Origin of the sequence: Kitasatospora sp. NPDC088346, from assembly GCF_044740765.1 — a bacterium.
GTDB lineage: Bacteria > Actinomycetota > Actinomycetes > Streptomycetales > Streptomycetaceae > Kitasatospora.
This window is the reverse complement of sequence record NZ_JBIURH010000034.1, coordinates 1-14,354: the sequence shown is the minus strand read 5'-3', so window position 1 is coordinate 14,354 and position 14,354 is coordinate 1. Positions and strand designations below refer to the sequence as shown.

The 14,354-nt window shown below is 72.9% G+C and carries 12 protein-coding genes and 1 riboswitch; of the genes, 3 read left to right on the top strand and 9 right to left on the bottom strand.

The window, feature by feature from the left end; all coding sequences use genetic code 11:
* Nucleotides 1–17: 17 nt before the first annotated feature.
* From ACIOFR_RS30790 to ACIOFR_RS30770, 5 genes are read right to left on the bottom strand one after another with little or no spacing between them, the layout of a single operon-like run.
* Complete coding sequence (locus tag ACIOFR_RS30790; RefSeq protein ID WP_401002514.1) at nucleotides 18–908, bottom strand: NAD-dependent epimerase/dehydratase family protein; 891 nt, start codon at nucleotides 906–908, stop codon at nucleotides 18–20.
* Nucleotides 905–1,951 carry a cytochrome P450 gene (locus ACIOFR_RS30785; RefSeq protein WP_401002513.1) on the bottom strand — a complete coding sequence of 349 codons (1,047 nt, stop codon included), beginning with the start codon at nucleotides 1,949–1,951 and terminating at the stop codon, nucleotides 905–907. The genes ACIOFR_RS30790 and ACIOFR_RS30785 overlap by 4 nt, the downstream gene beginning before the upstream one ends.
* Nucleotides 1,948–3,402 carry a class I adenylate-forming enzyme family protein gene (locus tag ACIOFR_RS30780; protein ID WP_401002512.1) on the bottom strand — a complete coding sequence of 485 codons (1,455 nt, stop codon included), beginning with the start codon at nucleotides 3,400–3,402 and terminating at the stop codon, nucleotides 1,948–1,950. The genes ACIOFR_RS30785 and ACIOFR_RS30780 overlap by 4 nt, the downstream gene beginning before the upstream one ends.
* Before the next feature lie 14 nt (nucleotides 3,403–3,416).
* Nucleotides 3,417–4,157 (bottom strand): glycosyltransferase family 2 protein, encoded by a 741-nt coding sequence (locus ACIOFR_RS30775; RefSeq protein ID WP_401002511.1) that lies wholly within the window; start codon nucleotides 4,155–4,157, stop codon nucleotides 3,417–3,419.
* Nucleotides 4,154–5,164: a 3-oxoacyl-ACP synthase III family protein gene (locus ACIOFR_RS30770; RefSeq protein WP_401002510.1), complete on the bottom strand. Its 1,011-nt coding sequence runs from the start codon at nucleotides 5,162–5,164 to the stop codon at nucleotides 4,154–4,156. The genes ACIOFR_RS30775 and ACIOFR_RS30770 overlap by 4 nt, the downstream gene beginning before the upstream one ends.
* A 189-nt stretch (nucleotides 5,165–5,353) precedes the next feature.
* Between ACIOFR_RS30770 and ACIOFR_RS30765 the strand changes: the two genes are divergently transcribed.
* Nucleotides 5,354–6,022, top strand: a complete 669-nt coding sequence (locus tag ACIOFR_RS30765) for a VC0807 family protein (protein WP_401002509.1) — start codon at nucleotides 5,354–5,356, stop codon at nucleotides 6,020–6,022.
* Nucleotides 6,023–6,103: 81 nt separating this feature from the next.
* Here ACIOFR_RS30765 and ACIOFR_RS30760 read toward each other — a convergent pair whose 3' ends face one another.
* Both ACIOFR_RS30760 and ACIOFR_RS30755 read right to left on the bottom strand, forming a co-directional pair.
* The gene (locus ACIOFR_RS30760; RefSeq protein WP_401002508.1) at nucleotides 6,104–7,600 is read right to left on the bottom strand and encodes a flotillin family protein; all 1,497 of its coding nucleotides are present in this window, start codon (nucleotides 7,598–7,600) and stop codon (nucleotides 6,104–6,106) included.
* A 180-nt stretch (nucleotides 7,601–7,780) separates the two neighbouring features.
* The gene (locus ACIOFR_RS30755; RefSeq protein ID WP_401002507.1) at nucleotides 7,781–7,987 is read right to left on the bottom strand and encodes a hypothetical protein; all 207 of its coding nucleotides are present in this window, start codon (nucleotides 7,985–7,987) and stop codon (nucleotides 7,781–7,783) included.
* Nucleotides 7,988–8,081: 94 nt separating this feature from the next.
* A riboswitch (TPP riboswitch) is annotated at nucleotides 8,082–8,217 on the top strand.
* Here ACIOFR_RS30755 and thiC point away from each other — a divergent pair.
* A complete protein-coding gene (thiC, locus tag ACIOFR_RS30750) occupies nucleotides 8,213–10,027 on the top strand; it encodes a phosphomethylpyrimidine synthase ThiC (RefSeq protein WP_401002506.1) in 1,815 nt (604 codons plus the stop codon). It overlaps the preceding riboswitch by 5 nt.
* A 322-nt stretch (nucleotides 10,028–10,349) precedes the next feature.
* Here thiC and ACIOFR_RS30745 read toward each other — a convergent pair whose 3' ends face one another.
* Both ACIOFR_RS30745 and ACIOFR_RS30740 read right to left on the bottom strand, forming a co-directional pair.
* On the bottom strand, nucleotides 10,350–11,780 hold the full coding sequence (locus tag ACIOFR_RS30745) for a transposase (RefSeq protein ID WP_401002505.1): 1,431 nt from the start codon (nucleotides 11,778–11,780) through the stop codon (nucleotides 10,350–10,352).
* A gap of 19 nt (nucleotides 11,781–11,799) precedes the next feature.
* Nucleotides 11,800–12,009 carry a transposase gene (locus tag ACIOFR_RS30740; RefSeq protein ID WP_401002563.1) on the bottom strand — a complete coding sequence of 70 codons (210 nt, stop codon included), beginning with the start codon at nucleotides 12,007–12,009 and terminating at the stop codon, nucleotides 11,800–11,802.
* Between the two features lie 1,294 nt (nucleotides 12,010–13,303).
* Between ACIOFR_RS30740 and ACIOFR_RS30735 the strand changes: the two genes are divergently transcribed.
* Nucleotides 13,304–13,951 (top strand): DUF4360 domain-containing protein, encoded by a 648-nt coding sequence (locus tag ACIOFR_RS30735; RefSeq protein WP_401002562.1) that lies wholly within the window; start codon nucleotides 13,304–13,306, stop codon nucleotides 13,949–13,951.
* The last annotated feature ends 403 nt before the right edge of the window (nucleotides 13,952–14,354 follow it).

Below are 14,354 nucleotides of genomic sequence, written 5' to 3'. Positions count from 1 at the left end.
CGGGCGCCCGCACTCCCTCAGGGGGTGCGGGCGCCCGGTGCCGTCAGCAGACCGTCGAGTCCGTGCCCCGGCATCCAGCCCTGCTCCCGCGCCTTCGCGGTGTCCAGCACCACGCCGCGCGCCAACTGGTCCAGCGCGTACGGGGTCAGCTCCGCCGAGCGGGCCAACCGGGCCAGCGGCAGCGGCACATGGACGATCCGGGCGCGCACGCCGTACGCCCGCAGCACCCGGCGCAGGACCTCGTCGCGCCGGTACGGGCGGTCGTCGGTGATGTTGTACGCCCCCGGCGGCCAGCCGGGCGCCGCGAGGCAGGCGTCGGCCAGGTTCTCCACCGCCGTCAGGCTGAGCGTCACGTCGCTGCCCGGCAGCGGCAGCAGCCCGGCCGCCCGGACCCGGGTCAGCAGCCGGGGGACCAGGTGCGGATCCCCGAGCCCGTAGACCGCGCGCGGGCGCAGCACCACCGCGCCGGCCGCCAGCGCGAGCCGCTCGCCGAGCGCCTTGCTGCGGCCGTACCCGTTGAGGTGGCCGGCCGAGGTCGGCCAGTCCTCCCGGATCGGCGAGCCGCCGGTGCGGGGGTCGTAGACGCTGGCGCTGCTGACCCAGACCACCGGTCGGCCGGCGGCGGCCGCCAGCAGCCGGGCCGTGCCGTCGACGTTCACGGCGTACTGCTCGGCCTCGGCGGGGGAACCCGGGGGGTGGTCGCCGACCGCGGCCGCGCAGTGCACCACCAGGTCGGCGGCGCCGAGGTCGGGGGCCGAACGGGACGCGTCCCACGGCAGGTGCCGGCCGACCGGGCCGGGTCGGCGGCCCACGCAGAGCACCTCGGCCCCGCGTGCGGCGGCGGCCCGGGCCACGTACCCGCCGCAGAATCCGCTCGCGCCGGTGACGGCGATCCGCACGGCGCTCACCGCGCGCCGCCCGGGCCGACCAGCAGCGCGGCGTACCCCGGCAGGGCCGACCGCCGGTCCACCCGGGCCCGCAGCACCACCGGGCGGTGCGGGGCCAGCACGGTCAGGAAGTCGGTGAGCTGGACGCGGGCGAGGCGCGCGCCCGGGCAGGCGTGCGGGCCGGCGCCGAAGACCGCCTGCGCGGCGGTGGCCGGCCGCCCGGGTGCCGCCCGGTGCGCCTCGGCCGCGTGGCGGGCGACCAGCACCAGCCGGTCGCCCCGGTGCAACGGGCGGCCCGCGACGGTGGCGTCGGCCGCCGCCACCCGCGGCAGGACCGGCGAGGGGGCCGTCAACCGCAGCAGCTCCGAGGCGAGTTCGGGGGACACCTGCGGCCACAGGCCGGCCCGCGCGCACCAGGCGGCGGCCCGGGGCAGCGCTGCCACCGTGGTGTTGACGGCGGCGACCGCGACCATGGCGTCCAGCGGATCGGGCAGCAGGGCGGACAGCCGGGCGGCCGCCCGCGCCGCGTCGGCCGCGGCCCGGCGGCGGGGGAGCAGGCCCGGCAGGTGGTCGGCGGCCGCCGCCGCGGCCGCCGCGGAGGCGGCCCCGGCCAGCACCGCCGGCGGCGCGCCGGAGCCGGTCAGCGCGGCGGCGGTCGCCCCGGCGAGCTCCCGGACGACCGGGACCAGGTCGAGCGGTCCGGCGAGTGGGTCGAGGCGGTCCGCCAGCACCTGCTGCCACACCGGCCGGAGCCGCTCCACGCCCTGGCTGCCGAGCCGTTCGGCGAGGGCCCGCCGCCCGGCCCGGTGGGCCTCGCCGTCCTGGTCGAAGAGCAGCCCGCCGTCGGTCAGTCCGGCCGCCGCACCGCCGGTGGTGCCCTCGGCGGTGCGGTCCAGCGGCACCCGGGTCAGCACCTCGCGGTACGCCTCGGGGTCGTGCACCAGCACCGTCCGGCCGAGCCGGAGCACCGGGCGGCGGCGGGTGGCGCTGAGCAGGGCGAACAGCACGGGACGGCTGTGCAGGTAGACCCGGCGGTCCAGCCGGCGGGCGGTGGCGGCGCTCATCGCGGGCCCAGCTTCCCGGCGCACAGCCGGGCCGCGGCGGCCCGGTCGGGTTTGCGGGAGCGGCCTGCGAGCGGGACGTCGGCGAACAGCAGGGCGTCCGGGCGGGCGCTGCCCATCCGCTCCAGCGGGGCCTGCAGCGCGGCGCGCAGCCGGCGGTGGTCGGTGCCGGGCTGCGGCTGGACCAGCGCGACCAGCCGCTCGTCGCCGTCCCCGGCCGGGACGCCGACCAGCACGGCCAGGTCCACGCCGGGCAGGTGGAGCGAGGGCTCGTACAGGCCCGGGTAGACGTTCTCGGCCCGGCGCAGCACCATGTCCTTGCAGCGGCCGGCCAGGACGATCCGGCCGTCGGCGGTGAGCCGGGCGCGGTCCCCGGTGCGGACCCAGGGGTCGGGCTGTTCGCCCAGGTAGCGGTCCCGGGCGCCGGGGCCGCCGAGCAGCAGCTCGCCGGCCGCGGTCAGCCGGGTGGCGACGCCGGGCAGGGGGTGCCCGAGCAGGTCGCCGTCCCCGGTGAACGCGGACTTCTCGGACTCCTCCACGGCCGCCGCCGGGAACAGCTCGGTGAGCGCGTACACCCCCCAGGCCTCGCTCGCGCCCAGCCGCTTGACCCGGGCGAGGAGTTCCGCGCTCGCCGGCGCCGATCCCGTCCACACCCGGCCGGTGAAGGCGCCGACCCCGCGCAGCTGGGGCGGGGTCAGATAGGTCTCGTCCGGGCGCAGCCGGGCCAGCTGGCGGCCCAGCACCTTCGGCGAGCGGGCCGGCAGGGCGACCGTGGCACCGGCGGCCAGCGCGGGCACCAGGACGAAGAAGGTGCCGCCGAGCACGGCGGCGCCGGGCCGCGGGCGGACCAGCCCGTCCACGGTGCGCATCCCCGCGGCCAGTCCGGCGCGGGTGTGCACCACGGCGCGCGGGGCGGAGGTGGTGCCGGAGGTGAAGACGATCACGGCGTCCCCGTCGCCGTCGTACCCGGGCGGCGGGGTGCCGCCCATGGCCAGCGCGGGCGCGCAGCCGGGCCGCCGCGGGCCGACGGTGGCGACCGGGCCGAGCTCGGCCAGCGGCGGCAGCGCCAGGTGGGCCCGGCGGGCGAGCGGCCGGGCCCAGCTGGCCACCGCCTGGGCGGCGGCGTCGGCCAGGACCAGCGCGGGCCGGGCCAGTGCCAGCCGGGCGAGCAGCACCTCCGGCCCGGCCTGCGGGTCGAGGACGGCGGCCCGCAGGCCGAGCCGGTGCGCGGCCAGCATCACGGCGAGTGCGCGCGGCCCCGGCCGGACGGCCACGCCCAGGGTGTCCCCGGGCCGCAGGCCGTACCGGTGGTGCAGCGCGGCGGCGTAGCCGTCGGCCAGGTCGGCGAGTTCGCCGCAGCGGGCCCCGACGGCGACCGCTCCGCCGCGGGTGCAGCCGAGCACGGCGGGGCGGTCGGCGCCGCGGCGCAGGGTGCGTTCGAGCCGGTCGAGCACGGTGGTGTGCCTCCTCAGCGGGGGTCGACGCCGCGCGCGCCGGCGCCGCGCTCCAGGTACCAGCGGGCGGTGCCGAGCACGCCGTAGGCGCGGATCCGGCGGGTGGAGTTCTGCACCACCATGTCCCGGCGGTGCACGATCGCCGTGGTGTGCCGCCGGACGCCGTTGATGAACGCCCGGTCGGTCGGCGACGGGCGGCGGGGCATGCCGCCCACCGCCCGGTACAGCTCGGCGGTGATCGCCATGTTGTTGCCCGCGTGCATCCGGTACGGGACCAGGTAGCCGTGCCGGCGGCGGTGCGCCGGGCGGATCCGGCCGAAGGCGGCGCCGAGGGTGACCAGGACCCGGAAGACGGCGCGGCCGAGCGGGCCGTGCTCGTCGGGCCGGGCGGTGATGTGCCCGCAGACCAGACCGCCGGAGGCGAGCATCCCGGCCCGGGCCGCGGCCGTCCAGCCGGGCTGCGGCAGGCAGTCGGCGTCGGTGCGGGCCAGGAGGGCGGCGCCGTGCGCGATGGCGTACCGGAAGCCGGTGTCGACGGCGCACCCGACGCCCTTCTCCGGTTCGACCAGGACCAGGACCGGGAACGGGGCCCGTTCGGCGAAGGCCCGGACCGCCGCCACGGTGCCGTCGGCGGAGCCGTTGTCGACCACCAGCAGCGTGAAGTCCCGGTCCCGCTGGGCCGCCAGCGCCCGCAGCGCGCCCCCGATCCTGGCCTCCTCCTGGTAGGCCGGGATCACCACCCACAGCTCGGTCACGACACCTCCCAGACCATCGTCATCAGGCTGACCCCGCCGCCGAGCCCGACCAGCAGCACCCGGTCGCCCGGCGCCAGCTCCGGCCGGATCCGCTCCAGCTGGACGCCCAGCGTGGCGCTGGCCAGGTTGCCCAGGCCGTCGACGGTGACCACCAGCTTCTCGGCCGGCACGCCGGTCAGCTCCACGAAGCGCTCCAGGTACGGCAGCGTCACCTGGTGCACCAGCACCCGGGCGTACGCGTCCCAGCCGAGGCCGGTCCGGGCCGCCACCCGGGTCAGGATGTCGCCGCCGATCTTCTCGAAGACGCCGCGCAACTCCTTGCCGCCGCCCCGGAAGTAGCTGTACTGGTCCCCGCGCGGATGCCGCGAGCCGCCGCCCGGGATGCCGCCGACCTCCCAGTGCTCGGAGGCGGTCTCGGTCTCGACGTCCAGGATGCCGCCGCGCCGCACCGGCTCCACGACCACGGCCGCACCCGCGTCGCCGAAGGTGTAGCCGGCGAAGCCCGCGCGGAACTCGGCCAGGCCGCCCGGGTCGCGCCGCATCGCCCGGCTGGGCGTCTCGCCGGTCACCACGAGGGCCCGGCGGGCCCGGCCGGCCAGGATCATCGCGCGGGCGGTGTCGATGCCGTTCAGGAAGCTGTTGCAGGCGTTGGAGACGTCGAACGCGTGTGCCCGGGAGCCGAGTTCGGCCTGCACCAGGTGGGCCGTGGCGGGCTCGCAGACGTCCCGGGTGGCCGAGGCGAACAGCAGCAGGTCGACGTCCAGTGGGTCGAGCCCCGCGCCGGCCAGCGCCCGGCGGGCCGCGCCCAGGGCCAGCGTGGAGGCGTACTCGCCGTCGGCGGCGAACCGCCGGGTCCGGATGCCGGTGGCCTTCTCGAACATCCCGTCCGGCAGCTGGAGGCCGCTGCCGCCCGCCACCTCGTCCTGGAGCTGCTGCGAGGTCAGCACCCGTTCGGGCAGGCACGCGCCCACGGCAGTGATGCCGACCCGCGGTATGTGGAGGTCCATGGCCGACATCCTGGCCGGTCACGGCGGTGGCGGACCTGAGTACCCGTACTCATCAGTGACGGGCGACCGACCCCGGTCATGACATCCGTCATGCGCTTTCCCGCACAGTCGACACTGCCGCAGGACCCCGGCCGGAAACGAGACTTGAGACATCGCAGAGAGCGACCGGGACGAACGGGGAACGGGACCATGGCCACCATCACCACCAGCGCGAAGACCGAGCAGAACACCTCCGGCGCGGCCGCCGCCCTCCGGCCGCTGGCCGTCGACGTGGCGGTGCCGCTCGGCGTCTACTACGCGGCGCACTCGCTGTTCGGCCTGGGGCTGGTCGCCTCGCTGACCGTCTCCAGCGCCGTCCCGGTCGTGCGCACCGTCGCCGGGCTGCTCCGGGACCGTTCGGTCAACAGCCTGGCCCTGGTGATGCTGGTGGTGAACGTGGCCGGCATCGCGCTGTCCGCCGTCGCCGGCGACCCGCGGCTGATGGTCGCCAAGGACGGCGCGATCAGCAGCGTGATCGGCGGCTCGATGATCGTCACCGCGCTGCTCGGCCGCCCGTTGATGACGGCCGGCCTGCGGCCCTTCCTGGTCAAGGGCGACGCCGCCCGGTCCGCCGCCTGGGACCGGCTGATGGCCGGCTCGGCCGCTTTCCGCCGCGACGAGCGCAACTTCTCGCTGGCCTGGGGCGCCGTGCTGGTCACCGAGTGCGCGGCCAAGGTGGTGCTGGCCTACACCGTGCCGGTGGAGACCATGGTCTGGCTGGGCACCGTCCTGCTGGTCGCGGCGATCGGCCTCGGTGTCCTGGTCGGCAACGTCTTCGCGGAGCGGATGGCCGAGCGGGTCACCGCCGAGACCGTCTGACCGCCTCGCCCGGCCCGCCCAGCCGGCCGGCCCGCCCCGCGCCGCGCCCGCCCGTCACCCCGACGGGCGGGCGCTCCCGCGTCAGGCCTCCTGCACCGGGATCGGCAGGCTGACCGGCTTACCGTCGGCCGGCTTCCCGGCGGCGGGCTTCCCGTCGGTCGGCTGCCGGCCGTCGGCCGGGGCCTTGGGCGCGTTCATGGCGCCCAGCAGCTGCCGGGCCAGGCCCAGCCCGGTGCCGCCCATGGTCAGCGCCTTGGCGAACATGTCCGACATCCCGTCCGCGCCGTTCAGCAGCACCATGTGCTCGACGTTGCCGAAGGCCTCCGCGCCGGCCCGTACGATCTCCGGCCAGTTCTCGGCCAACTGCTGCGCCACGACGGCTTCCTGGTTCTCCGCGAGGGCCGCCGCCCGGGCCTTGATGGCCTCCGCCTCGGCCAGACCGAGGGCCCGGGCCGCCTCCGCCTGCGCCAGGCCCCTCGCCTCCGCGGAGGCCGCCTCCGCCAGGCCGGTCGCCTTGGTCGCCTCGGCCGCCGCCAGACCGCGGGCCCTGGTCGCCTCGGCCTCCGCGGTGGCCGCCACCTTCACCCGGTTCGCCTCGGCGCCCGCCTTCAGCTCGGTCTCCCGCGCCAGGGCCTCGGCCGCCGAGATCCGGGCGTCACGGTCCGCCTCGGCCTTCGTCCTGGTCTCGTACGCACGGGCGTCGGCCGGCTTGCGGACGTCCGCCTGCAGCTGCTGCTCCTTGCGGTGCGCCTCCAGCTCGGCGACCTTGGTCTCCTGGACCACGACCTCCTGCCGGGCGGCGGCCTGCGCCAGCGGTCCCGCCTGCATCGCCCGGGCCGTCGCGGTCTCCATCTCGGCCTGGTAACCGGCTTGCTGGATACCGGAGTTGCGGGTCGCCTCGGCCTTGCGGGCGAACGCCTCCTGCTCCGCCTCGGTGGCCCGGCGGTCCGCCTCGGCGGCCGCGATCCGGGCGTCCCGCTGGACGGCGGCCGCGTGCGGGGCGGCCAGGTTGGTGATGTACCCGGTCGGGTCCAGGATCTCCTGGATCTGCAGCGAGTCGATGATCAGGCCGAGCTTCTCCATCTCGGAACCGGACGCGGCCCTGGTCTCCCCGGTCAGCCGCTCCCGGTCCCGGATCATGTCCTCCACGGTCAACCCGCCGACGATCGACCGCAGATGGCCCGCGAACACGTTGTGCACCCGCTGGCCCATCATCTTCTGCTGGTCCAGGAAACGCCGGGCGGCATTGGCGATCGACACCGTGTCGTCGCCCACCTTGAAGATCACAACACCCTTGACGTGCACCGGAATACCCTGCGACGTCACGCACTCGACGTCCAGCTCGGCCTCGTTCAGATCCAGCGACAGCTTGCGCACCACCTGCACGCCCGGCACCACGAAGGTGCCCCGGCCGGTGACGATCCGGAATCCCAGCCCGTCGGCGAGACCCTCGGTGCGGTGCGTCGAGCCCGAGATGACCAGCGCCTCGTTCGGCTCCGCCACCCGCCACATCAGTTTGAACAGCACGATCAGAACGACGATGGAGGCCGCCACGGCCCCCGCGATGCCGATGAGCATCGGCTTTCCCCCTTCGGAGCGCACCGGCTCCGTGGCTGCGCTCTGATGTGCAGGACGGCGCGGAACGCGGTGGCAGCAGCAGATTCTTCGCCTGCCGTGATCCTTTGGGAAGCCTCAGGTGTCCTGAAAGCGCATCAGGGGCGTCAAGATTGCGTCAAGACGGTCGAACGCGCCGAGGTGTCAGCCGTACGCCGGCGCGACGTAGACCGTGCGCGGCGGCTGGTACTCCAACACCACCACCCGCGTCCCCGGCGCCAACGGCTCGCCCGGTACCGCGAGGTGGGCGAGGAACGCCTCCGCCCCCTGCCGCTCGGGCACCTGGATCAGCACCTCGCCGACCAGGCCGGCCCCGACCCTGCCCGTCACCCGCCCCGTCAGCCCCACCATCCGGCCAGTCTGCCACCCGGTCCGCTGTCCGGAACCCGTCTGGACCTGGGCGGACCGGCCCGCTACGGTGTTGGACGTCTTACGCAGGCAAACCGTCTGCGGACACGGGAGCTCGGAGCACCGGGCTGAGAGGGCGCTGAACGGTCACGTCGAGGACGTGCCGACCGCTGCGCCGACCGCAGGAACCTGGACCGGATAATGCCGGCGTAGGGAGTAGAAGGTCAGATGACCGTCTTTGATGCACAGCAGAAGTCTGCCCGCGGCACGGCCGCCCCGGTCAGCAGCGCCGCCACCGGCTACCCGACCCCGGCCTGGCGCAAGGCCTACCTGGAAGGGTCCCGGCCCGACCTGCGGGTCCCGTACCGCGAGGTCCACCTCACCAACGGCCGCACCGTCCCGCTCTACGACACCTCCGGCCCGTACACCGACGCGGACTACCAGCCCGACGTGCGCCGCGGCCTGCCGGCGCTGCGCGACGCGTGGATCCGCCAGCGCGGCGACGTCGAGGAGTACGACGGCCGCGAGGCCCGCCCCGAGGACGACGGGATCAAGCACACCGCGCCGCGCGGCGGGAACCTCCGCAACCTCGACGCGGTCTTCCCCGGACGGCCGCGCCGCCCGCTGCGCGGCCGCGCCGGCGCCGCGGTCACCCAACTCGCGTACGCCAGGCAGGGCGTGATCACCCCCGAGATGGAGTTCGTGGCCCTGCGCGAGGGGCTGGAGCCGGACTTCGTGCGCGACGAGGTGGCCCGCGGCCGCGCCGTCATCCCGGTCAACGTGAACCACCCCGAGGTGGAGCCGGCCATCATCGGCACCAACTTCCTGGTGAAGATCAACGCGAACATCGGCAACTCCGCGGTCACCTCCTCCATCGAGGAGGAGGTGGAGAAGATGACCTGGGCCACCCGCTGGGGCGCCGACACCGTCATGGACCTCTCCACCGGCCGCAACATCCACACCACCCGCGAGTGGATCCTGCGCAACTCCCCCGTGCCGATCGGCACCGTGCCGCTCTACCAGGCCCTGGAGAAGGTCGACGGCAAGGCCGAGGACCTCAGCTGGGAGGTCTACCGCGACACCGTCGTCGAGCAGTGCGAGCAGGGCGTCGACTACATGACCGTCCACGCCGGCGTGCTGCTGCGGTACGTCCCGCTCACCGCCCGCCGCAAGACCGGCATCGTCTCGCGCGGCGGCTCGATCATGGCGGCCTGGTGCCTGGCGCACCACCAGGAGAACTTCCTCTACACCAACTTCGAGGAACTCTGCGACATCCTCGCCGCCTACGACGTCACCTTCTCGCTCGGCGACGGCCTGCGGCCCGGCTCCATCGCGGACGCCAACGACGACGCCCAGTTCTCCGAGCTCCAGACGCTCGGCGAGCTCGGCCGGATCGCCCGGGACCGCAACGTCCAGGTGATGATCGAGGGCCCGGGCCACGTCCCGATGAACAAGATCCGCGAGAACATGGACCTCCAGCGGGAGATCTGCGACGAGGCCCCGTTCTACACCCTCGGCCCGCTCACCACCGACGTCGCGCCCGGCTACGACCACATCACCTCGGGCATCGGCGCGGCGATGATCGCCTGGTGGGGCACCGCGATGCTCTGCTACGTCACCCCCAAGGAACACCTCGGCCTGCCCAACCGGGACGACGTGAAGACCGGCGTCATCACCTACAAGATCGCCGCCCACGCGGCGGACCTGGCCAAGGGCCACCCCGGCGCCCAGGAGTGGGACGACGCCCTCTCCGACGCCCGCTTCGAGTTCCGCTGGGAGGACCAGTTCAACCTGGCCCTCGACCCGGAGACGGCCCGCGACTTCCACGACGAGACCCTCCCCGCGGAGCCCGCCAAGACGGCGCACTTCTGCTCCATGTGCGGCCCGAAGTTCTGCTCGATGAAGATCAGCAAAAGCATCATGGACACCTACGGCGACGACATGGCCGTGGCCAGCGACGATGAGGCCGAAGCTGGCATGAAGGCCAAGTCCGAGGAGTTCGCGGCCAACGGCAACCGGGTCTACCTCCCGCTGGCTGACTAACGGCCGACCCAGAACCGCGCCGCACCGGGAGGCAGGAGGGGGTCTCCCGGCGCGGCGCTGTGCACCCGACTCGAAACGGACCCGCAGTCCGGGCACGCCACCCCCAGGATCGCGGATCGGACCCGCAGCACCACCAACTCCGCTTCTACCAGGAGCTCTTCGACCAGAACACCATCGACTCGCGGAAACCACAGGTCCCCGAACACCGCATCGGCCACAGTCGATCACGATCGCGGTCTGGGTGACCCTCCGTGGCCCTGGCACGGAAACGGAAAGGATGCTGTTGGTGATCTTCATGAGCGACGGGTTCGAGTCCCGTCGCTCAGTCGCTGGCACAGGTGCTGGAGGCGGGTGGTCTGGCCTCGTTGGGGGCCGTTGATCCGCCGTCGTCGCGGTGCTGGCTGAGGCGGATGATGTTGGTTCCGGCTGCGGTGAGAACGTGCTGGACGTGGGTCTTCGCTGTGCCGCGATAGCGGCAGTTGCGCAGGCCATGGGCGTGCACGGTCTCGGAGACAGTGGCCTCGCAGCCGGCTCTCATGGCGTATCGGTCCTGCCAGGCCCTGGTCTTCTGCTCTTTCCTGACGCGGTTTTGGATCTCCTGCAGCGGCCGTGGCAGGAGCAGGATGTGGCGGCCTTTGCCGTCGACGTTTCCGGTGCACTTCGGACGGTCGTCGCAGGCCCGGCAGACAGCACGTGGGAAAAGCACCGACAGGCGTGGCTGTCCATCGGCGAGGGTCGGTTTCCAGGGTGGGCTGGTGGCGCCGTTGGGACAAGTAAGCGTTCGTTCCTCCCAGTTGGGGTGGAAGTCCTCTTTGTCGAAGCCCGGGAGTGCCCGTGACCGGGGTGGGAGCCGGACGGGGCCGACCAGGTCGATTCCGTACTCGGTCCTGGCCCGGTGGGTGGTGGCGGGGCTGGTGTATCCGCCGTCGACCAGGTGCTCGGCCGGGGCCAGGTCGCGTGCGGCGAGGTCGCAGTGGATCCGTTCCAGGGCGTCGATGTCCTGCTCGGGTGCCGGCGTGGTGGCGACGTGCACGATCACGTTGGGCAGGCCGGTGTCGCAGGTCTCGGTCTGGTGGTCCTTGTAGCCGACCCACTCGGCCTTGCCGGGCTTGTGGCTAAAGCGGGCCTGCGGATCGTGGGGTGAGACGATCTGCACCGACGACCACGGCACCCGGGCGGAGGCGAGGTCGGGCCGACCGTCGGATGCCTCCGCGGACGTCGAGCGCCGAGGACTGTGACGTCGGCCCAGCCGGTCGCGGGTCTGCGTGGGCCCGCGCCAGCACAGACCACCGTGTTCGTCGTACCAGTACTGCTGGACCCAGACCTGCCGCATCACCTCGACCTTGGGCAGCCACCGGAGCCGGGCTGGGGTGCCAGGAGCGAGGAGGGCTTGGAACAGGCACATGCCGTCCGCACCGACCGTGAGCGCGTACTGCTTGCGCTCGCTCGTCTCCTTGGGCAGTCGGTCGTAGCGGACTGGCCCGCCGTAACGCCGGGCCCACTCGTCCGTCATCAGGGCGGATACCCAGTTCTCGTCCGCTGCGGCCAGTTCCTCCAGGGCCGCGCGCAGGGTCTCGCCGACCAGCTCGATCCGGTCCAGGCGCCGCACCGCCGCCAGGACGTGGGTGGAGTCGGTCCGCTGTCGCCCACGTCGTTTGACCAGCCCCGCCTCCGCCAGCCGTTCCACCATCACCGTCAGCAACCGGTCCGCCCGATCGCCCTCGGCCATCCGGTCACGGAACTCGCTGAGCACCGAGAAATCGAAGCCCGGATCATCCAACTCCAGCCCCAGGCAGTAGTTTCCAGTCCAGACGACACCGGACGGCCTCGGCTGCCTGACGGTCGGTGAGGTTCTGCGCGTACTGCAGCACCGACACCAACGCCAGTCGCGCCGGCGACAGGCCGCGACGTCCGTCAGCGGGGTACCAGTCGGCGAAGTCATCGTCCGTGAACAGCCCATCCAGATGATCCCGCACCCACATCGCAGCCGTGCCCCGAGGATTGCTCGCCCGTGCCATCCGCGCGGTCAGCGGCGGGATCTCCCGCGCGGACCACGAACCCATCGCCACCGCAGTCCAGCCCTCTGACCAGCCCGATCTCCGGGCCAGGACAGCAGACAAGCCCGGGCTCAATCAGCCGAAAGGCAGCAACATCACTCTCATCGGTGAAGATCACCAACAGCATCCGGAAAGTGATCCAGAACCAGTTTCCACCCGTCGTCGACAGATGGGTCGGGTGAAATCTCCTGGTCGGTATGGCGCGCGAACGCAGAGGCGTCGAAGACACCGGATCTCGCCGACAGGCACATGTGGGAGAAGAGCCCGCAGGCCCCGACCGAGCCCGCCCTGTCAGGGGCCCGTGACACTGCCACGACCGTCCCGCCACAGAGCGCCTCGCCCCACGCACGCCCCCGGGCCCGGCCGGCCGCAGCACCGGTGAGCGAGCTCGCACGGAGGCAGGCGGGGCGAAAGCCGTCCGGATGCAGCAGCAGTTACCGGTCAGATCATCGGCGTGGATGGTGTGTCACCACTGGCCCGCACCGGGCACCGGCGAGGGCGATCGTCGGAGGTGGGCAGAGTGAAGGACGCCATCGCGGTGGCGGGCGCCGGTCCGGTGCGGGGGTGGCCGGTTCCCGTCGCTTTTCCCACGGTACAAACAAACGGCACAGAATCCGTGCGTAGATCCGTGGGTTTTTGTTTATTCTTGTGGCTAACAGGTCGTCAGGCCATCGGCCCCCGCCGCAGTGTCGCGGCGAGCGGATCATGCTCTCGGAGCAGGGTTTGGTCTCGTAGTCACGTGCGAGCCAGCGGTACGGCATGATCCAGCCGGAGCTGCGCTTGACGACCCGTCGCCGCGGTACGACCGAGAAGCCCCTTGGCCTGGGCATTTCGTGGGACGACGCCACCTCGATGCCCGGCTTCGCTCCGCGCTCGATCACCTGCGCCCTGCCGTCGGTGTCGCCCCACCCTTTCGTGATCGTGGAGTGGGTCGTCGCGAGTCGGGCGGGGAGCTGCCTGCCGGCGTCGTTGTCGGAAGACGCCGGCGGCGGTGACCGTGACGGGCAAGAGCAAGCCGAGGGATCGTCAGCCGACCATGCCCCGGACAGATTGGCAGCACCCAATGATCGACGCTCCGTCACCATCCACTGGCGGAGTGTCGCCACCCCCTCTGTACGTGAACAACTCCACGTGATGAGATGTACATGACAAGAAACGTGCGGGCCGACCTGCCCCGCGGCCGCGCCAAGACTCGAAAGGCATCGCCTTGATCATTCGCATGCTGGCCACCATCGGCGCCACCGCCGCCTCGCTGCTCGCTGCCCCCGGGGCCGTCGCCTCATCGCCCACCGGGCCCTGGACCACTCCGCCGCCGCCGGACAAGATCGTGATCAATGTGGCCACCGTCAACGGTTCCGGGTGTCCGGCCGGGACCGCCGCAATCGCGGTCTCCCCCGACAACACGGCCTTCACCGTCACCTACAGCCAGTACCTGGCGCAGGTGGGCGTCGGCTCCAAGCCCACCGACTTCCGCAAGAACTGCCAGCTCAACCTGAACATGCACGTCCCGCAGGGCTTCACCTACGCCATAGCCTCCACTGACTACCGCGGCTTCGCGCACCTGGAACCCGGCGCCGTCGGCACGCAGAAGGCCAGCTACTACTTCCAGGGCTCGCCGCAGACCACGACCAGCAACCACCAGTTCACCGGGCCGCTCGACGACAGCTGGCATGCCACCGACTCGGTGGACTTGCACGCCCTGGTATTCGCACCCTGCGGCGAGGAACGCAACTTCAACATCAACACCGAGCTGCGGGTCGGCGCGGGCACCTCGGATTCGAGCACGACCACCAGCTTCATGACGATGGACTCCACCGACGGGGACATCAACACCGTTTATCACATGGCCTGGAAGGCCTGCCCCTGATCCTGCCCCATCCCCCTGGCGCCCGATCGGCCCCACCCCCGGACCGTCATCGGATCCGAACGTCCTGCACGCGGAGCCTCACCCGAGGCCGGGGTCTGTAAACGGCCCGGTCTCGCAATCGGCGGTACCAAAGGATGAGCGTTTCAAAGTGGGCACCGATCGGGTGGCGTCGGCCCGGTGGGCGTGAGGGCAGAACGAACGAGGCTCCCGGGCGGTGAGCGAGATGTCTCACGTCTCAAGCAACCAGCCAGGGAGTCTCGTTGGTCACCTATCCTGCCGCACTGGACCTGCCGCGTGCGAAGAGATGCGCCCTAGAAGGCTCGTGAAGATCTTGGGTTCTGGCCCCGCCGCGTGAGCGGCGGGGCCAGACTGCTTCTTGTGGCAATGGGGGAATGGGCCGGGG